The organism is Candidatus Poribacteria bacterium (genome assembly GCA_021162805.1).
In the GTDB taxonomy this organism is placed as follows: Bacteria; Poribacteria; WGA-4E; order B28-G17; family B28-G17; genus JAGGXZ01.
This window is the reverse complement of sequence record JAGGXZ010000175.1, coordinates 1-24,589: the sequence shown is the minus strand read 5'-3', so window position 1 is coordinate 24,589 and position 24,589 is coordinate 1. Positions and strand designations below refer to the sequence as shown.

At 50.0% G+C, this 24,589-nt stretch carries 16 protein-coding genes and 5 pseudogenes; 6 read left to right on the top strand and 15 right to left on the bottom strand.

Features of this window, described 5'->3' with window-relative positions:
- Positions 1 to 329: hypothetical protein (locus J7M22_13555; GenBank protein MCD6507630.1), on the top strand; the 329-nt coding region annotated here is incomplete at its 5' end.
- Here the strand turns inward: J7M22_13555 and J7M22_13550 are convergent.
- The 13 genes and pseudogenes from J7M22_13550 to J7M22_13490 all read right to left on the bottom strand — a co-directional run bounded on the left by J7M22_13550 (position 279) and on the right by J7M22_13490 (position 18,663).
- A complete protein-coding gene (locus tag J7M22_13550; protein ID MCD6507629.1) occupies positions 279 to 1,289 on the bottom strand; it encodes a right-handed parallel beta-helix repeat-containing protein in 1,011 nt (336 codons plus the stop codon). The two genes, J7M22_13555 and J7M22_13550, sit on opposite strands and share 51 nt — an antisense overlap.
- Positions 1,290 to 1,300: 11 nt before the next feature.
- Complete coding sequence (locus tag J7M22_13545; GenBank protein MCD6507628.1) at positions 1,301 to 2,416, bottom strand: hypothetical protein; 1,116 nt, start codon at positions 2,414 to 2,416, stop codon at positions 1,301 to 1,303.
- Between the two features lie 75 nt (positions 2,417 to 2,491).
- Positions 2,492 to 2,917, bottom strand: a complete 426-nt coding sequence (locus J7M22_13540) for a T9SS type A sorting domain-containing protein (protein ID MCD6507627.1) — start codon at positions 2,915 to 2,917, stop codon at positions 2,492 to 2,494.
- A 573-nt stretch (positions 2,918 to 3,490) separates the two neighbouring features.
- Positions 3,491 to 3,892: pseudogene (locus J7M22_13535) on the bottom strand (hypothetical protein).
- A 45-nt stretch (positions 3,893 to 3,937) separates the two neighbouring features.
- Positions 3,938 to 4,540 (bottom strand): annotated as a pseudogene (locus tag J7M22_13530) (choice-of-anchor D domain-containing protein).
- A gap of 270 nt (positions 4,541 to 4,810) precedes the next feature.
- Positions 4,811 to 5,137 (bottom strand): annotated as a pseudogene (locus tag J7M22_13525) (PKD domain-containing protein).
- An 876-nt stretch (positions 5,138 to 6,013) separates the two neighbouring features.
- Positions 6,014 to 6,910 (bottom strand): annotated as a pseudogene (locus J7M22_13520) (M23 family metallopeptidase).
- Between the two features lie 72 nt (positions 6,911 to 6,982).
- Positions 6,983 to 9,118, bottom strand: a pseudogene (locus J7M22_13515) (PKD domain-containing protein).
- Between the two features lie 1,223 nt (positions 9,119 to 10,341).
- Positions 10,342 to 10,566, bottom strand: a complete 225-nt coding sequence (locus tag J7M22_13510) for a hypothetical protein (protein MCD6507626.1) — start codon at positions 10,564 to 10,566, stop codon at positions 10,342 to 10,344.
- Positions 10,567 to 10,754: 188 nt separating this feature from the next.
- Positions 10,755 to 12,515, bottom strand: a complete 1,761-nt coding sequence (locus tag J7M22_13505) for a putative DNA binding domain-containing protein (protein MCD6507625.1) — start codon at positions 12,513 to 12,515, stop codon at positions 10,755 to 10,757.
- 129 nt (positions 12,516 to 12,644) lie between these two features.
- Complete coding sequence (locus tag J7M22_13500) at positions 12,645 to 17,339, bottom strand: hypothetical protein (protein MCD6507624.1); 4,695 nt, start codon at positions 17,337 to 17,339, stop codon at positions 12,645 to 12,647.
- Entirely contained in the window at positions 17,336 to 17,974 is a 639-nt protein-coding gene (locus tag J7M22_13495) for a zf-HC2 domain-containing protein (protein MCD6507623.1), read from the bottom strand. The genes J7M22_13500 and J7M22_13495 overlap by 4 nt, the downstream gene beginning before the upstream one ends.
- A gap of 113 nt (positions 17,975 to 18,087) precedes the next feature.
- The gene (locus tag J7M22_13490) at positions 18,088 to 18,663 is read right to left on the bottom strand and encodes a sigma-70 family RNA polymerase sigma factor (GenBank protein ID MCD6507622.1); all 576 of its coding nucleotides are present in this window, start codon (positions 18,661 to 18,663) and stop codon (positions 18,088 to 18,090) included.
- Between the two features lie 208 nt (positions 18,664 to 18,871).
- Here J7M22_13490 and J7M22_13485 point away from each other — a divergent pair, with 208 nt between their 5' ends.
- Positions 18,872 to 20,254, top strand: a complete 1,383-nt coding sequence (locus J7M22_13485; GenBank protein ID MCD6507621.1) for a sulfatase-like hydrolase/transferase — start codon at positions 18,872 to 18,874, stop codon at positions 20,252 to 20,254.
- Between the two features lie 43 nt (positions 20,255 to 20,297).
- Here J7M22_13485 and J7M22_13480 read toward each other — a convergent pair whose 3' ends face one another.
- Positions 20,298 to 21,263, bottom strand: coding sequence for a PD40 domain-containing protein (locus J7M22_13480; protein MCD6507620.1), 966 nt, complete (start codon positions 21,261 to 21,263; stop codon positions 20,298 to 20,300).
- 167 nt (positions 21,264 to 21,430) lie between these two features.
- On the opposite strand from J7M22_13480, the gene J7M22_13475 reads away from it, so the two are divergent.
- From J7M22_13475 to J7M22_13460, 4 genes are all read left to right on the top strand, one after another.
- A complete protein-coding gene (locus J7M22_13475) occupies positions 21,431 to 22,117 on the top strand; it encodes a hypothetical protein (GenBank protein MCD6507619.1) in 687 nt (228 codons plus the stop codon).
- Between the two features lie 3 nt (positions 22,118 to 22,120).
- Entirely contained in the window at positions 22,121 to 22,600 is a 480-nt protein-coding gene (locus J7M22_13470; GenBank protein MCD6507618.1) for a nucleotidyltransferase domain-containing protein, read from the top strand.
- The gene (locus tag J7M22_13465; protein ID MCD6507617.1) at positions 22,587 to 23,054 is read left to right on the top strand and encodes a HEPN domain-containing protein; all 468 of its coding nucleotides are present in this window, start codon (positions 22,587 to 22,589) and stop codon (positions 23,052 to 23,054) included. Before J7M22_13470 ends, J7M22_13465 begins: the two co-directional genes overlap by 14 nt.
- Positions 23,055 to 23,222: 168 nt before the next feature.
- A complete protein-coding gene (locus J7M22_13460; protein ID MCD6507616.1) occupies positions 23,223 to 24,059 on the top strand; it encodes an acetamidase/formamidase family protein in 837 nt (278 codons plus the stop codon).
- Between the two features lie 39 nt (positions 24,060 to 24,098).
- Here the strand turns inward: J7M22_13460 and J7M22_13455 are convergent, their stop codons facing one another.
- Positions 24,099 to 24,389, bottom strand: a complete 291-nt coding sequence (locus J7M22_13455; GenBank protein ID MCD6507615.1) for a J domain-containing protein — start codon at positions 24,387 to 24,389, stop codon at positions 24,099 to 24,101.
- Positions 24,390 to 24,589 lie beyond the last annotated feature (200 nt).

Sequence of the window (24,589 nt, the reverse complement as noted above, 5' to 3'; positions counted from 1 at the left end):
TTGCGGATAAGCAATCCACTTTGAGAGCCTACAAGAGGAGGATGTGGATAGATGAGATGTTCGGGGATTTCAAGGGCAATGGCTTTGACTTGGAGAGTTCCCACCTTGGTCATTTCATGAGGTTATCACGCCTGACCTTGGCAGTTGCTCTGCTATATGTATGGCTGATAAGTGAGGGTAGCAGGGTGATAAAGAGGGGGTTGAGGCATTTGGTTGATCGTAGGGATAGGAGGGATTTCAGTATCTTCAGGATAGGGTATAATATGGTGGAGAGGATGTTAGCACTGGGAGAGAGGCTCAGAATCCGATTGATCCCTTACTTCCCTTAAAAGTGTCAGGTAGCTAGAATCCATACCATTCTTTTTTATCGTGCTTTTTTCTATAGTAACTTCGCTACTACCGCTATAGTAATCACGTTCGATATAGATGCCCTGTGATTTACTATCTGAAATCTCACTGTTTTTAATCGTAGATGTGGCTCCTCCAAGCCAAATTCCGATTCCATTATTGGAAACAGTACAACCTTCGATCATCACCGAACCACGGCTGCATGATATCCCACTTCCTTGATTTCCAGTGATTGAGCAATTCCTCAATATAACATCAGAGTACTCATTGACGCTTATTCCATCGCCCCATGAGTTATAACCATAGCCGCTATTCTGAACCTTGACATCCTCCATAATCACAGAGGAATTTTTGATATAAATACCAGTTGATGAAGTTCCATCAACGATGGAACTCCTAATTAGAAGCTTTTTCACCTGAGATGGCTGGTCTGGATTCCAGTTGTAAACATCCTGTATACTGATGCCATATCCGGAAGCGTTTTTAACCGTGACATTAGCAATAAGCGGTCCAGAGCCGTTTATGGAAATAGGATTATCACCATATTCGATAACACAGTGTTCCATAATACATCCGTCAATGTAATCACTGTTATCGTCAAACTTAGCCGATGAACTTTGAGAGGTGAATAGTATACTACCCCACGCGCCTGGTTCTTGGGAATCTGCTGAAGTGAAAATTACCTTTTCATCTTCGGTTCCTCGGGCTATCAGTGTTCCATCAACTTGGATTGATTTTCCGGACTTGAACTTCACCACCACGCCTGGTTCTATCGTTAAAGTCGCATCTTTAGAGATAACAATGCCGAGTTTCACCACAATAGGGCTATCCGATTTAGCCCATGTGGTGTCAGACGAGATCATCCCACCGACATCCTTCGCGGATGCCACAATGGATGTCAGAATCAAAATCGATATGACAATTAAAACTCGATTATACATCCTCTAACCTCCTATTCTTCCACGGGGAATTTTTTAATTATGCCTGTTACTTTCTTAAGTATCAATATAACGTCATACAGCGTGATCTTATCATCGCCGTCCACATCCGCCCGAATTTTCTGGTCATCCGTCAGGGTGATTAACCCTGCGCATGCTTTAAGCGCAAGCGAAGCATCAAACGCTGTTATAACGCCATTGCCGCTCACATCGCCGTAAGGGAGCGATATAGCCTGAACGGTTAAACCCTCAGATGTTAAGTTCAAATTATTGCCCTTCGGATCGGTGGCCTTTAGGTCAGTTATCGTGAAGTTAAGGTTCGTCCCGTTCGGGACATCAGACCTCAGTTTAAACTTCACCTTGGCGATTATCCCCGTTCCGTCGACGCCCCCAACCCCGCGTTTTCGAGTTATTCCGACCGCCACCTTTCCACTTTTATCATCCACATTTGGGTAGAATATCAGATCATTTCCAAGGAAATTGCCTGGAACTACATCGTTGTTTTTGGTGTCAAGGTAGGCTGAATCATAATTCAGGATGAAACTCACGCCGAATAGCCCTGCCACATCTTCCACCTTCACTCCAACCCAGAAATCGCCGCCGGCTTCCTGAGGCGAATCGGCAACAGGATATATCCTCGATCTGGGAGGAGATGAACCAACCTGAACCGTTAGATCCTGTAAATTCAAGTTTAGTATCTCCCCATTTGGGTTGGTAGCCTTCAGATCGGTTATTGTGAAGTTGAGGTTTGTGCCATCTGGTGTGTTTGGTTTCAAGGTGAACTTCACCTTGACGATCGTCCCCGATCCATCCACACCGCCTGCGGGCCTCTTACGGGTTATTCCGATCGCCACTTTACCTTCCTTCTCATCTATGTTTGGATAGAACAGGGTATCACCACCAAGGAAATCGCCATTGACCACATCATTCTTAGAGGTAGCAAGATAGGTCGTATCGTAGTTCAGGATAAAGCTTACACCGAACAAATTCACAGCTTCTTCAACTTTCACTTCAACCCAGAATTCGTCACCTGCACTCTGGGGTGATTCGGCCACAGGATGGATCGTCGCCCCGACAGCGAATATAGTTAAGGTTAAACTAGCACCGATAATCGCACATATTTTCTTCATCTTAGGTCCTCCTCATCTTCCACATAAGATAAAAAGGTGAGGTGGCAGATGCCAACCCCACCACTACCCCCCTAACTATTCCGTAACGACAGCTCTACGCAGATATCGCTTGCCATTCACGTTAAGTTCTATTATATAGACCCCGCTTCCCACTTGCTCCCCCTGATCATTTCTCCCATCCCACCTTATAGCTCGCTTCTTATCCACATAATATCCCGCGTTCAGTCTTCCCAATATCAACCTACGAACCACTCTACCTGAGAGATCATAAATTCGTATCATCACCTTCGCATCCTCGGACAACGTGAATGGTATCCATGTCTCGGGATTGAACGGGTTCGGATAATTAGGGAGCAGACTTGTCCGAACGGGAGCTAGCTGAACCTCTCTAACTTTCCCCTTCAGTTTGAATATGCCTTTCAGATTACTCATCCGAACGTCGTTCAGAATGATGTGAGAGGTCAATTTACCTTTCACTTTGAACAGGACCCGCGCCACCATACCATTCCCGATTACCTCTCCTCGTTCCGCCCTTCGGGTTATCCCGACGGACACTTTATCGTCTGTGACAACCGATAGAAACAGCGGATCATCCCCAAACAAACCGCCCTTTTCAACCGCGAGTACTTCCAACTGATCTGAGTTAAAAGATATGGAGAAGCTGAAACCGAGAATAGGCTCAGAGCCTTGTAGATATACCTCAACAGGGAAACTCCTATCGTTCTTCACCCAGTTCGGTAAGCTGAGTAGAACATCCACATTGGACTTGCTGAAAAGCGGAATTGAGGGAGCTGAAGACGCACCGCTATGAGTACACCCCCAGTTTTGTCCGATGGGTAGTATATCTGCTTGATCTACCTTCCCGCTGCCATCTGCATCAGCGTAGGTGGCATCTTTAGGCGTCCATGGTTCTGCAGGTTGAGCCTTCCAACTGGTGTCTCCATTAGCGCGGGCAGGTCCTGTCCGATTCCAATGTAGCCCTATCGGTAGGATATCCGCCTGGTCAACCTTGCCGTTGTTATCCGTGTCTCCAGGCCATACCAGTATGGAAATGATCTGAAGTTGTAGTGGTTCGGTGGTTACCGATATCTTATTTCCATCGGGATCTTTCAGCGTGAGATCGCTAAGCGTGAAACTCAAAGTCGCTCCTTCAGGGGCATCAGGTTTAACACTGAATTTAATCTTTGCCACTACACCGGTTCCATCAACACCGGAAGCTGGTCTCTTACGAGTTATGCCGATAGGAACTTTGCCGTTTTCCTCGTCAATATTCAAAGGAGGGAATATAACATCACTGCCTAAGAAATCTCCTTGAACCACCAGATACTTTCCTCTCTCATCTTTAGAAATGCTGAGAAGAGCAGCATCATAGTTTAGCACAAAGCTTGCCCCAAACAGATTTCTCACATCTTCCACCTTCACGTCAACCCAGAATTCACCGCCTGCGGTAGGTTGAGCATCAGTTTTCATGAACATTTTTGCTTTTGTTTGTGATACCGCTTGACCGATGAGTTGGATGTTAAGCGATGGTTGATCGGGATCATTGCTCTGAATGGTAAGCTCGGCGGAATAATCGCCCACACCTGTGGGTGAGAAAATCACTGTGACATCTCTGCTTGATCCTGATGTCAGGGTGAAACTTCTATCCGCACTTGAAATCGAGAAAGCGGAGTTATTGGAGGTAATATTATTGATCTGCAGATCCGCTGAACCTCTGTTCTCTATCCTGAGTTTTTCAGATTTACTGTTACCCTCTGCTATGTTTCCAAAATCAATTGTAGTGGATGACACCAGGATATCGGGTTCATTAGGCGGAGGTGGTTCCTCCGTTATAAAGCTCCATATGTTTGACCAATCACTTTCGCCAGATTGGTTAGAAGCTTTTACACGCCAGTAATAGGTGGTGGAGATATTCAATGTTGAAACGGTAACCTGGGTTTCAGAAACAGTCTGATCGAAGAAAGGATTGGAGCAATCGGAGTTGGTGCTGACGACTACACGATAAGACGTAGCGTTGTCCACGGAGTTCCAAGATAGAGTAACTGCAGATTGAGCTCCAACATAATCTCCGTCGTTGGGTGATAACAAGGCAGGGATAGATAGAGCTGGAGCTTGAACCGTCATTGAAACGATGACATTCTTGTTACCACCGTTAGAAGTGATGGAAAGTGAACCACTGTAGGAGCTAGGGCTTAGCCCACTGCGATTCACGGTAACGCTGACGGTAGCATTATTGAGCCCGTTCAAGGGGCTCACCAAAATCCACTGTTTGCTCACAGTTATACTCCAACTTAGGTCCCCTCCTCCGGAGTTGCTTATCGTGAGGGTTTTAGTGGTATCCTGTGTGCCGAAGTCCAAGGATGAAGGTGATACGGACAACGTCGGAGGAGATTGAACCTGGATATAATTCGCCTTGGTTTTAGTGTCTGACCCAGAGCTATTGCTGACTGTCAAAGTTACAGTATAGGTTCCGGAGGAGCTGTAGGTATGGGAAGGATTTTGCTGGGTACTGGTGACACCATCTCCGAAATTCCAGCTCCAACCTGTTGGATTTCCAGATGAACGGTCCGTAAACTGAACTGTCAATGGAGCAATTCCACTCGTCGGGGAAGCAGTAAAGTCGGCTGTTGGTTTACGCATTGATACGGTGATTAGCATTTCATAGCTGTTATCATCTTCTTTGCTTTCAACGACCGCTGACGGTTCATCTACTTTCAACATGATACGGTGTTGTCCAGCTGTCAGTGTGGTTTGGAAATCCTCATGGCTTCCCCAACTATGAGCGGATAGCCCATTCACCACCTTTGTGTGAACCACGGTTCCATCAATGTATAATTTCACTGTGAAGGAAGTTGTGATATCTACATCGCTGTTGTTGATGAAGGCGTAGTCGAAGTATATTGGTTCACCAGCGTACACTACTCCTGAATGATGGTCCCCTAGCTTAGGAGATGCTATTATCTCATTATCCCACCCACTGGGTTGATATGGCTGGAGATTCGGTTTAGACTGAGTTTTTCTGCTAATCTCTATCCTACTGATGAACACGTTATCATTTCCATTCACTGGGATACCATTTTTGACGGGGTCAATCCGTAAACCGGTGAGTTTACTGGCTGTATTCCATCCGGGAACATCTTGAATGTTTATCGTGATTGTGTGCCACTTGCCATCGTTGGAGAAGTTGCGGGACACAGCGTTGGTTTCATTGTATTTTCTTCCATCAAAGCTCAAGTAAAAACGCAGTTCTGTATTCGCTCCGAAATTTACTCCTGTGAAGCTGATAAAGCCTATTTGGTCAATAGAAATCAAGAGAGGCAGACTTATGATTTGCGGGTCATTCCCGGGATTCATGATTATAAAACCGTCACCTGCAGAGTTTGATGAGATATTTTCTATCCCAACGAAATTCCATCGCTCAAGCTCTTCCACGCTATCCCATATTATAGGTGCAGTAGTGATTGTAGAAATCCTATTATCGGATGCAAGTATATCTCCTTCCTTTATGCCATAGTAACCTGAAAAAGGTTCCGGTAAAGCTGAGACTCCCCCATAAGGTCCACCTTCGGAGTGGACACCATCTCCTCGAAGCTTAACATCCTTATATAGAGCAAAATGAAGATGGGGACCTATTGGGGTATTACTTAACTCTTTGTTCGAGGAACAACCTGATAATCCTATGATCTGACCTTGTTTCACCCTTTGACCGAGAGCAACTTTTATCTCATCAAGGTGGGCATAGTTAGAATAAAAGCCATTCTCGTGATCTATTATTACTATCTTTCCATATCCACTCCAACCTCCTGAGGTCCAACCGGCATACACTATTATTCCATCAGCTATAGCCAAAACAGGAGTACCTTTTATTAATCCAAAGTCCAAAGCATAATAGTCGTTAGCCTTGCTCGGATTATTAATATTAGCGTGTTTATTGGACCCATTAAAGGGTGAATAACCAGCTGTTACTTCCGCTTCCCCCTCAAATGGTAGCTTGATATTGAAGTCAGGAGGTATGGAAACTGCTCCTGGCTCAAGCTTTGTTTTATTAGTGGCTTTAGTAAATGACAAATCATTAGGGTTTCCTTTAAGCTTGGTTAAAAATTGTTTCACGTTCTCGATCCAATTTGCGGTATCTTCAGGGCACCATTTTTCGCCAATTTCCTCTACGGTATTTAGTCCTTTATCGAGATACTCTCTTCTCAAATTTCGAGTTATCCAGAAAATGCCATCTTCGTAACCTGTTTCCATGTAAATGCCTTTACTAGGAGTGAAACCAGGGGCATCACTGTAGGCATTTTGATTAGTATCAGGGTCCCATCCGGGCTCGAAGCCTGACCAGCAAATTCCCTCTGGCTTCCACCCCCATGCGTTATATTGATTACCACATGGATTCTTTCCAAAGCTGCTTTCTGCACCTGCTATAGCTACGACAAAGCGCGGATCCACATTGAAATACCTTCCCCATTTGACAAAATGTTCCCCTTCTCCTTTCATCGGACTATTTTTAAGGTATTCATTTATTGAATTTATCAAATTGGTAAGGTTTGTATCATTAATCGGGGTTTTGACGTTTATATAATCCACTTTAGTTTCAACATCAGAACCAGCACTGCTACTAACGATCAATGTTACAGTGTAAATTCCTGGAACAGTATAAACATGAGAAGGATTCTGGTGGGTACTAGTGCTGCCATCGCCGAAATCCCAGTTCCAGCTTGTCGGATTTCCCGATGAGCGATCTGTGAATTGGACCACCAAAGGAGCATATCCGCTTGTTTGAGAAGCTATAAAATCAGCCATAGGCTTGATAACACCGGTTGGGGGGTTAACTTCGATTTGAACTTTACGAGTTGTCGTGGATGGATCTAATTCATATACTCCCCAAAATGTGTAAACTCCCTCGCTCGGAGGTAAGAACTTGTAGCTCGCGGAGCCTTTATCATCAGCGGTCAAAACCTTCAAGACTTTCTCAACATTTCCGGGATCTTTGACAAAAAGTTTAATTCCGCTGTTAGGTTGAAAATACCGTAGTGTTATAACGAAGCTTTCACTAATAGCTCCGGAAGATGGAGCGGCTGAAATCTCAGGAAGTATTTCATCACCTTCCGGGACCATGTTCAGAATCTCCTCAGAAATAATTATCACATCATCCCAATCGAATTTAAGTTTGTAAAGGAAAAGTCCTTCCGTCGTTATTAACCTCCTTTTTCCATTTTCCATTAGGTAGATGGCTCTGTCACCTCGCTGGCGAATCAGTAAACCATCAGAATCAGCGCTTAATGATATAAACTTCGGTCCCTCTTGATACTTATTAATGATAGAGAGAGGAAATGTAAACTGACGGCTCCAACTTGGTACGCCCCTCATCTTGGAAAGAATACCCGTGTTTAATACATGATAGCGTTTCCCGTTTTGAACCCAGAATATTTTCCCATCTGGGTCTTTAACGAGTATCCTATCCGGTAGTTCTTTCTGCAGTCTAGAGAAATAAGCTGTGATGACTTTATCATCATCTACCGTGATTGTTATCGGATTAGAGCAACTTCTAATATCTCCTCCCCAAGATTCAAATTTCCAGCCTTCGGAGGGTATAGCCTTAAGTGTTATTTGAGTGCTGTAATTATAACTCCCGCCTGCTGGACTTATATTTCCTTTGCCTATGGCTAATGTTCTTAGGGTATAAGTTGGGAGTTTTTCTTGGCTGCGATGGGATAGGCTAATCGTGTAAATAACAGCGCAACTTCTGGAGAGACTAGATTCATCGAAACCGCGTTCCTTTAATAGTTCGCTATATTTCTTAACCTCTATTAGGCTAGCTATCTTATCAATATATTCCGCGTAGTCAGAAGTTACTTTTGATCTGCGAATCCATTTTTTGATCTTACTGAAGATACCTGCTACCTCTTTAAAGATTTTCACCCCTACCTCTTTAAAGTAACCCAATGTAGTCTTCGACATATCATAAATAGCATCGAAGAGATATACGCTTGCATTATATTCTGCTAGTCCATTGTGAGCATACTGTAGGAAGGATAAAGCGGTTTGATAGTCCTTTATAGGTTGACCTGCTAGTATTTCCTCAGCCTTTTCAAACTTGTTTTGTGCTACTTCAAGGCTTGTATACCCTAGTGCTTTTAATAAAATTTGAGGATCTCTTAAGCTTGACTCAACAAAATCTTGAGCCCCATTGATAAGATCCTCAGTAATAATTTCCCCTATCGATACTGACCCACCCGTTAACCAAGTTTTTATCGAACCAACTAGTGTCTTTGCTGTCAACTTTTGCATGAGCTCTGATATCTCGGCTAGCCGGTAGCTACTTTTCAGCTCTTTTACCCCATATATAAGCCCTTCGATAGCTTCATGAGAAAACATCGCCCCAGTAGAGGAATATTCACGAGCTCTTCTGATTAGCTCAATTTTCTTCGCAAGGTTATAGGATGAAATAGGATTCCAATTAGCATCTACGTATAATATCTTTACCCCATCTGTAGAGGTAGATAATGTTGCAGGGTCAATGTGCCTTTTCAGTTTAACAATGCCATATTTCTTATCATCAACGGTTACCCATGTAACATCGCCCTTCAATTCTCGAATTAACTCTGCAATGCTCAAAGTGGGTTTCTCGATATTAATTGTCATTCTATATGTATTATCATTTTCATTATTTTCATCAACATTTGATGAGGCATCAACTACCATATCAATCTTATGCTCTCCCGCCGGTAAAGTCGTCTTGAAATCTTCATAATACCCCCAACTATGAGCAGACAAACTATCTACCGTCTTAGTGTGAACTACCTTACCATCTATGTATAGCTTCACCGTGAAAGAAGTCGTAATATCCACATTACTGTTGTTGATAAAGGCATAATCAAAGTATGCAGGCTTGCCAGCATAAATTGCACCTGCAGAATGATCCCCTACCTTAGGAGATACTACTATCTCATTGTCCCATCCAGGAGGTTGATATGGCTGAAGATTGGGCTTGCCACCAGAGACTACCTTGAAACTCTTAGGATTAACACTTCCAGAATCAGTAGGTATATCACGCCACTCGCCTTTGTACTTGTAGCGCGCTATCACCTTGTAATCCCCGACTTTCGTAATATATGCCTGTTTTGAATACTTGAAGGTTTTATTTGCTCCTATTACCACATTCTTCTCAGATAGGATATCAAAGAGATGGTTCCCGTTCTTGTGCAACACAGCACAGCCAACATCATCCAAGGTTATGGAACTTTGATTGTAATTCTTGATTGTAAACTCTACCTTCAAGTTTTTGTCATCTGGACCCGAAGACACACGCACAGTTTCCGACGGATGCAGGATTATGCCGCTTATCATTCTGACCTGATTTATGTCAACTTTTACTTCTTCCCCTTTTATCTTTATTCTTGAGATAAACACATTATCATTCCCATTCACTGGAACACCGTTCTTGACAGGATCAATCCGCAAGCCGGTGAGTTTGTTCGCTGTATTCCATCCGGAGACATCTTGGATGTTTATCGCGATTGTGTGCCACTTGCCATCGTTAGGGAAGTTACGGGACACAGCATTGGTCTCGTTATATCTCTTCCCATCGAAACTCAGGTAAAACCGCAGTTCTGTATTTGCTCCGAAGTTCGCTCCCGTAAAGCTAATCGAACCTATTTGATCAATAGGAATCGAAAGAGACGGGCTTGTGATTTGTGGATCGTTTCCAGGGTTTATGACTATAAAACCGTCACCAGTGGGATTTGAGGAAATACTTTCTGTCCCAGCGAATCTCCATTGTCTAAGTTCCTCTACGCTGTCCCATACTTTAATTGTAAATGAGCTTTCCGCAAGAAAGGGAAAAACTAGAAACCACGGAAGAAATATCAATTTCACTAAACGTTTCATCTTGCTACCTCCTCGCATATGTTATAAGGAAAAGCTAATTAGGCACAAACCACCATCCTCCCGGCAATTCTGCCTTTGTAGACGGTTTTGCCGTTCACGAACACCTTGCCTTCTCCGGGCGAGGCGTCGAAGTGTGCCTCCCCCTGAGAGTCTGTGTATTCGGGCGAGGTTATACCCCTGCTTATCCCGCTGAACTCTACCGACACCCTCGCCCCCTTGACTGGCCTCCCGGTTGACCTGGAGAGAACCCTCACGGTGAGCATCTCGTTCCACCTCCGAGACAGGTTGAAAGATGATCAAGAGTCGAGAGACGAGAGTCAAGAGATAAAAAAGACACTAGACCCTGGACTCCAGACCCTTGACCCTCAGCGACCTTCTGCCTGATTATCGGCATAGCTGCCCCTTTAGAACCCTTCACTATATATAACGGAGAAGGAGGGGATTTTTTACCTCATTTCCCAGGGAAATTTTGGTGGGAGGTTTCCTTTCGATCCACGGAAACCAGACGATATCGCACCCTTGGGCTTTTAACGCTATCCGTGGTTGGCTCCACCATCCCTTCCTGACGTAGACGTCGAAGCCAGTACCGCACCACCGTCTCTTTTAATCCAAGACGATCCGCTATCTCGCTCGTGCTCAACTCTCCCTCCTGCGCCAGTAACCGGAGAATACCCTCACGCTTTGAAAATCTTTCGGGGGAAACTGGAGATTCCGCGGGGGAAGATAAGGTATAAACGGTCCATCGGCGAGTGCCATGTTGCTCTAATAACCCTTTGCGAACGAGATCAGACAGTTCACGGGTGATGGAGGCGGGGTCCATAGAGGGATGAAGGCGGCGATAATCAGAGTGGGTGATTCGGCCGTTTCGACGGGCATAAACGAGGGCGATCCTTTGCGTATCGGAGAGCGGTATATTCCTGAGTTGATTGAGCCAGTCGAGTGTTTTCTCATCTAACAGGCCCGCATTGTTAGCGGTGACCTTGAAAGTGGTGCGAAGATCCTCAAACCGAGGTGGTTGAAGCCCCGTCTGCCTTAAAGCTTCCAGCATCGTAACGATCCCTGTTCCTCTGTTTTCGCATAGGGTCCGTCCTGGCTCCGCGGGCAGATCCTCCAAGATGCGCATTAAGGTTTCGTTTCTGGTCGCCATGAGTCCTGGCTCGCCCAGGCGGTCTTCCGTAACCGGCCCGAATAATCCACCTGGGTTCTCCACCTCTATCCGATCGGGGAAAAGACGAACTTGAACAGGGGTGCCCCTCGATTGCGGCGAGTAGTCACGATGAGCTAAGGCATTGACGATAACCTCTCTGAGAAATTCCAACGGGTATTCCGGAACCTCTTCCCGAAAAAGCCCTCGAACAACCGTTCGAACCTGCATATCTCTCCGAACAGCCTGGACCCCTCGCAGCACCATCTCCACGAAGTTGCCTTCAATTTTGACGTTATCTAGGAGGCGTTCTCCTTGAGGGCCCGCCTCGCCGGGACGAAGGGTCGGATATCGTACAACTGTCAGGTGAAGACCAGGAAACTCATCCTGAGGGAAATCGGCAAAACAGAGGTAACCCGCAAGCGTAGGGACAAGCCTCCCGTTTTGTGCTACAACGACACCGAATGTACGCAAGATCCTCTCATCATCCCAATCGCTATACGGGGCGTCAGGTTTACGGCTACGAAGATGATCAAGGAAAGACTGGAGTAAATCAGGATTCAGGTCTGAAGCGGTCTTGTCGACAACAGGTTCTCGATCATAGCGTGGCCGTTGCCGCCAGGAAAGGTACAGATGAATCTCATAATCCGTTAACCGCCGATCGCCATCAGCAACCCGGATGTAAGCTCCGTAGGGAAGGCCGACAGGACGGTAAAAACAGGGCTTTTGCTCCAACGGCACTTCCGGTATCTCCGCCACTACCACCCGCCTACCTTCTATTTCGTGAGTGTCAATCACAGGGCGTAAAGGTGGTTCCATATTATCACACATTGAGGCTAAATCAGCTTGGAATTTGGCGGGATCTTCCACGCCGATGATATCGAAGTTGCTTCCCTCATCTACACCGAAGATCAAGATTCCTCCACCGGCGGAATTAGCGAAAGCGGACAAGGTCTCCCAGATACGCCTGGGTAATCGCTTTTCCGCTCTCTTGACCTCGACCTCCCGTAAGTCCACACCTACCTTTCTTAATCTGTCCAGTAGTTCCAAGAGTTCCTCTTTGCTCATCGTTGCCTCATCCCAAGAACATGTTAGTTAACATGTCAGTTGACATGTTATTTTAACATGCTTCTTATTATGCTTTCAAGGTCGCGCTCTTTTGGTCAATGTGTGCTTTTATCGGTCATACTTGGCTAGTCAGCCAGGGGTGGTTATGTGAAGCTTATTGCAAGGTTCTGCGATGTGAGGTGTGGCAGTCAAGTGAGCATAAAGCTTCCGCGCCAGCTCGCCGACCGTCCCGTAAAGCAGTTCCCCGTCGTCCTTGAAGGCTCCTCGCAACGCCTCAAGCTCATCCCCCTCAGCGAGTCTGGCGTAACACACCACGGCCTCGCCTCTGACCGTGGAGGCCGGATCTCCCCTGAAAACGCGGATCAGATACCTCAGGACCTCATCCCTGGCCGAGGGGTCGAGACAATAGCGGAACCCGGAGATGACCCTTCTCCTGACGATCGGATCCTCTTCGTCAGACAGAAACTCGATGACGGTCTCAATCGCCTCGCCCTGGTAGATCCGCGTCAACACCACAGCACCAGCCCTCCTCTCCTCCACCCCTCCGCTCAGCGCCTCCTCCAGCATCCTGATGGATAGCTTCTCCCCCCTGATCTCAGGATATCTGACCATCTCCTCCACCGCACACCGCCTCAGATACGGGTCCTTTGAGCTCGAAGCCACGTCGATCAGGATCCCCGCCACCCTGGAGGCATCGGGCGTCAAAACCCCCAATCTACCCATCATGCTCACGGCGTTCACCTCCCCCACATAGTTCCCCTCCTCAAGCTTCCCCTCGATGAGTCGGATCGGATCGTCTCCTGCCTCCCTTACGGCTGAGACCAGTTCGTAAAGCTCCATGTTCCATCTCTTCCCGCTCTCGATCATGCACATCCCGATCAGTTTCTCCTGAACCTCATTGATGTCGGCGATATTCGTCCACTTTACCCTTTTCCCTTTCTCCGGAGTGAGCTTGAAATCAAGCTCCGGAAGCGTTCTGCCATATATCTCACCTGTACGCCTTATCCTCTCCCACAGTGGCTCAAGATAGGGGTTGGCCTTCACCCTTTCGCCTATCCGGCTCCACATCTCGTCCGTGAATGCCGGGATGAAGGGCATCTGGGCGAGGGCGATCAACAGCCCTCCTATCGAGCGATCGGGCGCGGTCCCGATGAGCTCCTCCCATATCCCTCCACACCATCCCGATACGATCAGCGGTTCCCAAAGCTCCCAGATGATCCTTTCCGACATCTGAGGGAGGGATCTCCTCAGCAGCTCCCTGCCATCCTCCGAGAAGGAGAGGTGGAGCGTCGTGTCCACCATCGTCCATCTCCTTATCAAATCGATCCCTTCAGCACCATACCATCCAGCGAGCTGGACATCCATCGATCTTTCGTTTAGCTCATTGAGTAGCGACCTTATGGGGGATATGATCCTCTCGTCGAAACTCCTGGCCAACCTCGCCATACATCCCCATCTCATCTCCGCTGGCAGCCTTTCATCGGACGCCCTATCCATCAGCTTTCGGTTGCTCTCCTCACCGCCTATCAACCCGCAGAGATAGTTGGAGAGCTCGATCTCATCTAGGTCATCGCTTTCGGAGAGGAGATGTATTTGACTCTCGATCGCCTCCCTGAAAGCGCTCTCTCTAACCCTCTCGATCAGCCTTCTCCAGGCCATCGTCTCCATCTCCGTCTCTCGATCTTGCTTGACATAGGTGGGACCTTTGACCTTCCGCATCCACTCTACCACCAGATCCGCCATCCTCCTCAGATCGCTCTCAGTTGGAGTGATGGATAGGACGGTTTTATAGAGCATATCGAACGTCTTCAGTCTGACCGGCGGAGATGAGTTGATCGCCCTCTCGCCGTTATCCAGCAGGAAGGAGAAGGATTCCTCGCTCGGCAGCTCTCCGATTAACTCCAGTATCTCCATCCTATGCTCATCGTCCGCCGTCTCGAACAGCCTCGATAACCTGCGGATCACCTCTCCCCTCAGCTCCTTCGAGATCGTCTCCGACTCGATCAGCGCCCTGGCGGCCAGCCAGATCCCCTCCTCGTCCGCCTCGATCAGTCTCCTCACATATCCGTCCGGAGAACCGATCAGCCCTGCCGCCATGATCAGCGATTCGCCCCAGATATGAGGTGAGAGGAAAAGGCGGTCAATCGATCTCCCCTCCTCCCATGCCCTCGCTATGCCCTCCGCAGCCCAGTAGTCCCTAAGCGATTCGTGTGCGAACCTGAGACCCTCCCCCTCGGGCACGATAAGCGGGATGGCCTTTGCTAGATGATAAAGCTCTCGGAGGGATCGCCTATCCACTCTGCCGCTGAGTAGTCTGCCGACCGGCTTGAGCATCTCCTCGCCCTCCAGCCCCGTTACCCTCTCATGAGCCCACCAGATCGGAAACGTCCCTTCGGGGATCACCTCATCGCGGATGAAATCCTCCATCGCCTCGACCACCAGATCCTCGTCGAACCCCGTCCTGCCCTCCTGAACCGTCCTGAGGGAGATGATCTCCAGGAACCTTCTTATAAAGCCCGCCATCCCCTTGGGTGATCGGGCGAAGTAGAACTTCGAGAACCTCCTGCTCTCCCTTGCGAGGAGGTCCTCCCAGAACCTCCTGAACACGATCGCCCTGCGGTGGGGTCCTTCCGAAGAGGGAAGCAGGAAGTTGAGGAGTATGGGGAGTCTCAGACCCTCGTCGGGAGGCAGAAGTCGGCAAACCGTCCATTCAGGTATCCTCCCTCTGATCAGCGTGAGATACGGCGACCATCCCTGACTGCGTAGGGCTATGACGCATCTGAGCGAGCTATAAGGGGGATACCGCAGCGGCCTGAGCGCGTCGGCGATCCTCTCCGGAGATCCAACCCTCGCCATCGCCTCATCCAGCCCATCGATGAGGAGCAGGATGTCTCTCGTGAAGGGCAGCTCATCCCGGATCATCTTCTCGCCGAATTTGTCGGCCAAAGCCCGATCTATCCCCCGGATCTCCCCGTTCGGTGCGATAAGTTCCTCGGCCTCCATGTATATCGGGGCGAACGGCAGCTCGCCCTGAGCCGATCTGACGAAGAGCCTCAGAAGCTCGACCGTCTTCCCTCCGCCAGCGGAGGCGGTGAGGATCACCTTCCCGACGGCGCTCACCATCTCCTCAAGCGGCATGGGGACCAGCCTGTCCTCCATATCCCTCACCTCAAGTGGGATATACTCCCTCTCGAAGAAGGAGTCCGGGTCGCCCGATCGCGAGATGATCCGGGATGGTATCAGCCTGGATATCACCTCATCGCAGTGCGGGTCGAGGAAGGTGGATCGACCGGGGAGATATCTGATGGTTGAAAACTCGTCGGGGGTTATCCTTTCCGCCTCGGCGAATCGGCGTTTTAACCTCTCCCATCCGCTTTCAGAACAGATCAGCAACCTCTTCGATCCAGGAGATATCCTTTTGAGTTCGGAATACAACCTCGGATCGAGCCTGTCCTGAGGATGGAAGATCACGAAGGTCACGTTGCCGGATCGGATCTCCTCCGACAACATCTCTTCGCCCGGCGGTGAGGCGAAGCGGGAGACCTCGGAAACCAATTCCCTCATAAGTCTAGGGTCATCTCCCCCGACGATGAGCGGGAGCGGCGGTCTGGGTTGATCGGGAGGGGAGTTCAACCTCCTCTCGCTGAGGACGGCCGCCACTTTGACGGCTGTCCGACGCCTCTCGCCTCCGAACCTATCCATCAGCACCCCGATCTCCTTAAACTCACCCAGGGCAACCCTCAGTGATGGCTCCACCTCCACTGCTTCCGAAAGTGCTGTCAGATATTCCCGCCAGGGATCAATTAGAATCGAGAAGATATCGCTGATGGAGGACAACGGAACCAGATCGATCCCCTTGCAGTGGGCCTTCTCAAGCTCCGGAAGGTTATCGGAGGGGATCGCCATCTTTTTGAATCCGCTCTCGATGGCCGCTTCCACCTTGGCACGTATCCCTTTGACGCCGCATATCCTTCCGCCCCTGATGACTCCCGTGACGGCGAGGTCGCCGATCCTCTGATCCGTGGCGGCGGCGCAGATGGCTATCGCCACGCCCAATGAGGCCGATTCGCCCATGAGTTCGATCTCCGTGGGAAGATCTGTAAGGTTGACCCTCACCTCGTAACACCCTCCCAGGAGGGAGGTACTCAGCCTAAAGGCCAATCTGAGCGAATTGACGAAACTGCCATGCGCTCTTATCTCCCTCGGCTCGAGGATCAGACGCTGTTCGGGCGAGTCGCGGACGGTCACCTCCACGATGTGAATCTTCGCTTCATCAGTGTTCGGGTTGAGCAGGGGGATAGCAACCCTGCAGCTTTTGACGGGGGAGATCAGATCGTGGAATACGTTCACGAGTTTAGCCGTCCTGTGCTCATCCAGACCCCATATCCCGGAGAGCCCTTTGAGCAGGGACGGAAACAGGTCAGGCGAGTAGCCGAAGGAGATCTCGATCGGCGAGGGCGCTACCGGGGGATGGTTCATCTCGGGGAGACTCTCGACGATCTCAGGGGCCTTCAGGAAAAGCTCAGGCAGGCGTAGGTGTGAGAGGAGGGAGTCTATCCTGGAGGGAGGGTCGGCAGCCCTCCCGGCGGTCAATCTGTCCAAATCCAGCTTTTGACGCAGGTATCTCTTGAGTTCGAGGATAAAGTAGGATTTGATCCGCTTTCTCACCCAGGGAGGGAGCTTAAGGATCGCACCGATCGGATCGCTGAATCTTGAGAAGATGAACCTCGCCAGCTCGGCGCGATCCACCGTCCTTTCGATCCTCAACCTGTATGAAGGACGGTTCTGTTCCCGTTCGTCGAAGAGCCAGCCATACTCCCTCATCGTCCTCCGCTCATCCGTCTCAGGTACAGCTCGATGTTAGAGATGTTCCCTTCCTTCGTATCTCCGGATGGAAGCCGTTCATCCTCGAGTACGATCTCCGCCCCTCTGACCCTGGATAACAGCTCGAGCTCCTTCCCATCAATGGTCAGGATCACATGTGCCAGGTATCCGTCGAACCTGTCTGAGTCCTCGTATTCCCTGAACGCCATGGACACCATCCCTTCCTCCACCTCGGGATGGACCAAAACCCTGAAGATGGCGAAATCGGTTATATCCTCCCGATCGTCCATTATTGCGGCGGGGATGAGATCATCCGATTTGGCGACGTACACCGGTTTGAGAATTGTTGAGAGCTTTTCCCTCAGCTCGGATATCCTTCCTAAGATCGAGCCCAGCGATCTTATCTCCTCCTTCTCGATATCCTCCACGATATCCCTTATCCTCTCGAACTCCACGAAGCAGACGGGGCATTCAAAGACATGCTCCTCAATCTTCCTTCTTTCCCCCTCGCTCAGTTTTCCCTCCCAATACTCCCATAGGTCGTCATTCGTCGGACAATCCCGCAAAGCCTTTCCACCGGCATATTGCCTTTGAAGCTCAGCCATTACATGTTCAAACATCTGCTCGATTTTCACCTTATCGTTACCTCCTCCCGTTTAAGGGTTCAGAGGCGCAATAATACCCTGCGCCTCCACGTGGGTAAACCACCCCTTGAGAATCTCACGCATTATATATAACGGATGAGACTTCAGAGTTTTACCTCCTCGATTATCCTTTCTCTGATCTGATGGATGTACTTGTAGACCGTTTTCCGAGTTAACCCCGTTATCTCGGCTACCTCTCCGGAGGATTTTCCTTCGAGGAAGCGCAGTATGGCGACCAGACGTTTCGTCTTCGGTAGGCTGTGTATACACATCAGGATACTTCTCTTTATCTCCTTCATCACCACTATCTCATCCGGGGAAGGTCCGGGGTCCACGATCTCGCCGTCATCATCGTCATCATCATGCGCTCGTCTCTTTCTCGCCCTGAGGATGTCAATCATGATGTTATACGCCGTTTTACAGATGTAGTTTCTGATCTCCTTCATAGATCGTCCACGCAGGGGCTCATACCTCTTTTTCAGAATCCTCTCGCAAACCTCCTGGACGACGTCTTCGATATCCTCGATCGAGAACTCCCTATAGAAGTGCTCCGCTATCAGCCTCACGTTCTCCTGCACGAGCTTGAAAAAGCGTATCGTCTCGATCCTATCCCTGATTACCAGCTTATCGACATCTATCATTTCGCCTCCGCCGTTCATCATTATTACCTCCTGAAACATGAATCTCCTCGCATTAATCTTAGCATCCTTCCGATTTCCAGTCAACTGACTGACGTCTGAAGTAGTAGGGGCTAGGCATTCAAATGAAGAATGCCTAACCCCTACAGTTTGATCCGGTGGAGGCAAATCATCTATTGACCTGTGACCGTAAATGGGTCAAAATTATCCACGACACAATCCCATAATGGTGTATGGAAGGAGCTAACCCATGAGACGGCCTAATATCCTTTTGATTCATTCGGATCAACATCGGTTCGACTGCGTAGGGGTAAACGGACACCCGCTTCTGAAAACCCCTAACCTCGACCGTCTCGCCTCAGAGGGCGTGAACTTCACCCACGCCTTCTGCCCGATACCGCTTTGTGTGCCCGTCAGAAACTCCCTCTTGCACGGGCAATGGCCGACAGAGCATCTCTGCATCGCCAACTGGGATACCGAGGCGCCGCGGCCACCCATTGAAGGATTGCCCACCTTCAGCCACCTTCTCAGAGAAGCCGGATATTTCCTGGGATATGTGGGCAAATGGCATGTCCATCAGAGAAAAGGCGCACTGGAATACGGGTTCCACGAGTATGTCCCCGAATGGGGATATCATAGATGGAGGGAGGAGAGGGGGCTGCCACCGAGGCCGAGGAAGAACAGATGGTTCGGCGAGGTCGACCCATATATCGCTCCGGAGGAATCCAGGCTCGCCTGGGGGGCAGGCCATACGATCCGACTTATCGAGCTGGCTGTCGAGAGAGATATGCCCTTCTTCATCCGATGGGACCCGAGCGAGCCTCATCTGCCGAATGTGGTGCCGGAGCCCTATTGCTCCATGTATCCTCCCGAGGATATCCCGCCATGGCCGAGCTTCCCCGATCCGTTAAACGGCAAGCCGTATATCCAGGCGCAACAGAGGAGAACCTGGAAGGTGGAGGGGTGGAGATGGGATGACTGGGCGCCCGTGGTGAGCCGATACCTGGGTGAGCTCAGCTTGATGGACGCCCAGATCGGTCGAATCCTCGACGTGCTCGATCGGCTCGGGATATCTGAAGACACGCTCGTTATCTATACGACGGATCACGGCGATATGTGCGGCGGACACGGCATGATAGATAAACACTTCATAATGTATGACGATGTGGTGCGCGTCCCGCTCATCATGAGATGGCCCGGAAGGATCGAGGCTGGCATGAGATGCGACAGCTTCGTCATACACAGCCTTGACCTTGCGACCACCTTCTGCCAGGTAGCCGGCGTGCCTGTCCCCGAGACCTTCCGCGGGAGGGATCTACTGGCCGTGATCTCCGGTGAAGGTGATGACCGCCAGGACGTCTTCTCCATGTATCACGGGAACCAGTTCGGCCTCTACACGCAGAGGATGGTTCGGGACCGAAGGTGGAAATACGTCTGGAACGCCACGGCGGAGGATGAGCTTTACGATCTGGAGACGGATCCGGGCGAGATAAACAACCTCGCCTCCGATCCCAGATATGCGGGCGAGCTGGAGCGTCTCCGAGGCCGTCTTGTAGCTTGGATGGAGGAGATCGGCGATCGCATCCTCAACCCATGGATAAGATCACAGCTCCTGGAGGGATTGAAGGTATAGTCATCTCGTGGAGGATGTTGACGGGATAAAGAACAGCGTAGCTTTATCGGGTAAATCGCTTGATTACCCCCCACATAGTATCCCACAGGTTCACCGGTGAGACGGAATAGGCATAATGTGGATCGAAGACATCTGCGTTTTGCTGAACGCCGCCCAGTTTGATCTGATGGACCACCTCTCCTTGAGGCGTCATCAGGTAAAAGTCGAAGAGGTCTTCGCTCTCATTCCTATCCGACGTGAACAGGATAAACCTTCCGTCGGGCGTCCAGCAGGGATTTATGTCGATGCTTCGGCTATTCGTCAAGTTCCTACACTTCCCCGTGTCGGGGTCCACGAGGTAGATGTCCGGGAAATTGCTGAATTTCATCTTAAACCCGCAGGCGAGCCATTCGCCGTCAGGCGACCATGAGATGCCCTCGATGAGGTAGGGAACCACCTCCAGCGGAACCTCTTTCACCCTACCGGTCGGCAGATCCAGGACATAGAGCTTCTTCCAGCCGAAGGCTATCTTTTTGCCGTTCGGAGACCAATCGAGGTAACCCATGTTGCCTTTAACGGCATCCCTTTCCACCAGGAGGTGTTTCTCACCACCCCTCGAAAGATCCATGACGTGGATACCCTCAAGATCGGAGAAGGCTATCTTACTTCCGTCGGGAGACCAAGCCGGCCAAAGCCCGTTCGCTATCAGCTCCCTCTTACCTGTCCTCAGGTCGAGGGTATATATCTCCCTGCTTAGGATCAGCACTCCCCTTATCAGGCTGAAGACGATCCTCCTGCCATCGGGCGACCATCTGGGAGGGAAAAGACGCTTGAGGTTTTCCTCCTTCGTGAGGTTGATCGGACTCCCCTCTCTCAGGTCCCTGAGCAGATATATGTTTTCGTTGGCATTGCTGTCAGCGGATAGGAAGACGATCCGTATATCGGGCAAGCTCAGGGCATAAGCCATGCTGATAGATAGGAGAAACATAGCGGCCAAAAACGGCCCTCTTCCTAAAAAGGATCTGACCATAAATCTCCCCTCCTTTAACCTCCCTTCTCCGTATATTATAAATCAACGCTGGATGTATGAAAAGGGGCCCCCTGCCTTGTAAAGGTCCGCCTGGGATGATAAAATAGATGGGAAGGAAACGACATCGTAAAATGTCATCCGTTCGTAGGTGATTCGGAGGTCCCGCTATGAAGGTGAAAATGAGGGGTATTTTGATCTTATCCGTTGCGGCGTTATCGGTGTTGATCGGAGCTCATTCGGCGTATCCATGTTTTAACCCCACCGATCTCTTTGCCGCCGAGGTCGTCCTCAATAGATCCGGGATGGGCTATGACCTTGCACCGATAAGGAACGCGAGGAACGTTTTCTCCGGCGAAGACGTCCTTGTATATCGATCTCATTTCGAGGGCAGGGTGGCCGTCATCTTGAGGGAGGTTGACGATAGACCGATCATCCCTCTTAAGGGATTGAGCATCAGGATTCAGATACCTACCAGGAATGAGAATGGGGAGCTCGTCGAGGCGGTTGACCTCAAAAGGAAGGAGTTCGACTTCAAGGCGGCGATGAAGCTCGAGCTCAAATGGCTCAGCGCAAACGGCGTTATCAAAGGAGTTACGGACGAAGATGTAAAGGGGATATCTGAGGCGATTAAGGCCGGTACCGCCGGCTGGAACTCGAGGGTTGTGTTCGATGAGGGCAGATGGCAGCCGTATTATGAGACCAAAAATCCGATGTTGCTGCGGGTTAAGGGAGGCGGATGCGGAGGGTTCGCTCTGGAGAGGATGCCTGAGGGGATGATCGCCCTAAACGTCAGTAGCCTTTCACCGAAGGATAAACTCGCCACGACCTGGGGGAGATGCAAGAGGGCATTTTAGAAGATGCGGAAAGTGGAGGGGGAGAAGCTCAAACCCGTCCTCAGCGGCCTGAAAAAGGGGTTGGGGGATAGGCTCGTCGCTGTGGCGCTTTTCGGCTCACGGGCGAGAGGGGATGCTATGCCTCAAAGCGATTGGGATATCTTCGTTCTGGCCGAGGGTTTGCCCGATAAACCGTTCAGACGGCATCTCCTCCTTAAGAGGATGATCCCACCGAGATGGCGGGGCAAGGTCTCTATCATCGCTAAAACCCCTGAGGAGTTCGAGAGATACCTTGCCGGGTTATTTTTGGATATCGCCGTTGATGGCGTCATCCTCTTCGATCCTCAGGGCTATCTGTCTCAAAAGCTCGATCTGATAAGGCGTCTGATCAAGCAAAAGGGGCTTACCAGGGAAAAGCGAGGTCGTGATCTGATCTGGCGGTGGAAGAGGTATCCCGGACCCAATTGGTCAATTGAGTGGAGCGATATAGATGACAAGTCTTAACGACGCCAGATATAGGCTTAAGCTGGCACAGGGATTTCTGGCTGAAGCCCGACAGGATCTGGAGCTTAAGCGATGGCGATCAGCCGTGGATAATGCACAGCTATCGGTTGAAAACTCAGCTAAGGCTGTACTGGTTCTAGCGGGATTCACCGGTAAGACGCACAATACGGGAGATCTGCTGCGCGAAGCTCTGGATCGTGAGGAGTTCACCGAGGAAATCCGGAGAAAGATGGAGCTTCTCGCTCAATACACCGATGAGCTTGGATTCGAGGTGCATGTCAGAACGGACTACGGCGATGAGACCGAAGGGAAAACGCCCTGGGAGCTTTTCGATGAGGATGATGCCCGCGAGGCGGTTGAGATCGCTGAAAGATCATCTCAGATCGCTGAGGCTATCCTGAAATGTTTTATCCCAGACGCTCTTATTTCCCTTGAGTGTAGCGGTTATCCATGAAGAGGAACGAGGAGAAGGGAAATCCGTTGCACGTTCAACGTTTAACGTTGTAACGTTTTCCGCTCCTGGTTCCTCGTTCCTTTTCATCCTGAGAAATAAGCATTTCTGACATCTCAGATCTCTGCTACACTTAACGATAATATGAGCGATCCCAGATGGGGGTGAAGGATGAGATATATCGTATCCGATGAACATAGGGTATATGAGATGTCGCCTTCGAATCCTCCGGCGTTGGAGGTTCCGCCCGGATCGGAGGTGACCTTCATAACCAGGGACTGCTTCGACGGTCAGGTGGATTGGTCCAGGTTTCCTGAATCGCTGGATGAGATCGATAGATCCAAAACCAACCCGGCGACAGGTCCTGTTGCGATCGAAGGCGCCAGGCCGGGCGATACGTTGTGCGTCGAAATCCTCGACGTCAAGGTGGGCGACAGAGGGTTCGCCAACAGAGTGGCCTTCCCGATATCGGATGGCGAGGCGATCCTTCCGGGGGGATTGAGGATGCCGATTAAACCGGTGATCGGTGTGATAGGCGTCGCGCCTGCTGAGGGGAGCTTTAGAAACTCCATGCCGGGAGATCACGGCGGCAATCTGGACACCAAGGAGGTGACGGTAGGCTCGAAGGTGTATCTGCCCGTTCAGGTCGAAGGCGCTCTTTTGGCGATGGGCGATATACATGCCCTTCAGGGGGATGGCGAGGTCTGCGGTCAGGGTATAGAGATCGGTGGGAGGATCACCGTACGGGTGAACCTCGTCCACCCCGATCTGCCGCGCAAACCGATGGTCGAAACCCCCTCTCATATCTGCATTATAACGGCGGCGGAGACGCTTGATCGAGCGGCAGATGATGTCATCTCGCTGAGCCGAAGATGGCTTGCTCAGAGACTGGGCATTTCGGAGAGGGAGGCGTTCGCGTTGCTGAGCACCGTCTGTGATCTGGAGATATCACAGATCGTCAACCCCCTTAAGGCCGTGAAGATGTGTATCCCCAAAGATCTGCTATGATCCTCACCGTCACCTTTAACCCCTGTGTGGATAAGACGGTTAGAAATCGGGATAGAACCTGTCCAACCATTCCTCCCAGTCTTCCTCGCGCAGTGTGTTTTCCACCCTGAAGACATAGAGATAGTTCTGACAGAAGCTCATCAACAGCTCATAGGCCTCATTGACCTTACGCATCATCCGCTCGCACTCTTCGGAGGGACATTTATCCGGGTGGTATCTGAGGGCCATGGTTCTGTAAGCGACCTTGATCTGATCGAGCGTGGCCTTTTCTGGCAGGTTCAAGATCCTTCGAGCATCGTCCAGCATCTGCTGGGTTATCCTGCGATGCAAGTCTTTACCTGGTTCCTCAAACTGTGTCAAACTGACCTATCTGCCGGTTGAGGAACCGCCCTCCTTTCTATCCCATTGCGGCAGATAGACCAGGGCTCCCGGCCGCTCTATGAGCCGAAGCCTACCAACGGATACCGGATAATTGTCCGAGAACGAAAACCGACACTTCACTACCTTGCGGGATGGAACGAAACTCCTAA

Coding starts and splice junctions, on each gene's coding strand:
- J7M22_13475 (MCD6507619.1), top strand. CDS start 21,431: ATGAAGGTGAAAATGAGGGGTATTTTGATCTTATCCGTTGCGGCGTTA.
- J7M22_13490 (MCD6507622.1), bottom strand. CDS start 18,663: ATGTTTCAGGAGGTAATAATGATGAACGGCGGAGGCGAAATGATAGAT.
- J7M22_13510 (MCD6507626.1), bottom strand. CDS start 10,566: ATGCTCACCGTGAGGGTTCTCTCCAGGTCAACCGGGAGGCCAGTCAAG.
- J7M22_13505 (MCD6507625.1), bottom strand. CDS start 12,515: ATGAGCAAAGAGGAACTCTTGGAACTACTGGACAGATTAAGAAAGGTA.
- J7M22_13500 (MCD6507624.1), bottom strand. CDS start 17,339: ATGAGGGAGTATGGCTGGCTCTTCGACGAACGGGAACAGAACCGTCCT.
- J7M22_13545 (MCD6507628.1), bottom strand. CDS start 2,416: ATGAAGAAAATATGTGCGATTATCGGTGCTAGTTTAACCTTAACTATA.
- J7M22_13460 (MCD6507616.1), top strand. CDS start 23,223: ATGAGATATATCGTATCCGATGAACATAGGGTATATGAGATGTCGCCT.
- J7M22_13485 (MCD6507621.1), top strand. CDS start 18,872: ATGAGACGGCCTAATATCCTTTTGATTCATTCGGATCAACATCGGTTC.
- J7M22_13480 (MCD6507620.1), bottom strand. CDS start 21,263: ATGGTCAGATCCTTTTTAGGAAGAGGGCCGTTTTTGGCCGCTATGTTT.
- J7M22_13550 (MCD6507629.1), bottom strand. CDS start 1,289: ATGTATAATCGAGTTTTAATTGTCATATCGATTTTGATTCTGACATCC.
- J7M22_13465 (MCD6507617.1), top strand. CDS start 22,587: ATGACAAGTCTTAACGACGCCAGATATAGGCTTAAGCTGGCACAGGGA.
- J7M22_13540 (MCD6507627.1), bottom strand. CDS start 2,917: ATGGTGGCGCGGGTCCTGTTCAAAGTGAAAGGTAAATTGACCTCTCAC.
- J7M22_13470 (MCD6507618.1), top strand. CDS start 22,121: ATGCGGAAAGTGGAGGGGGAGAAGCTCAAACCCGTCCTCAGCGGCCTG.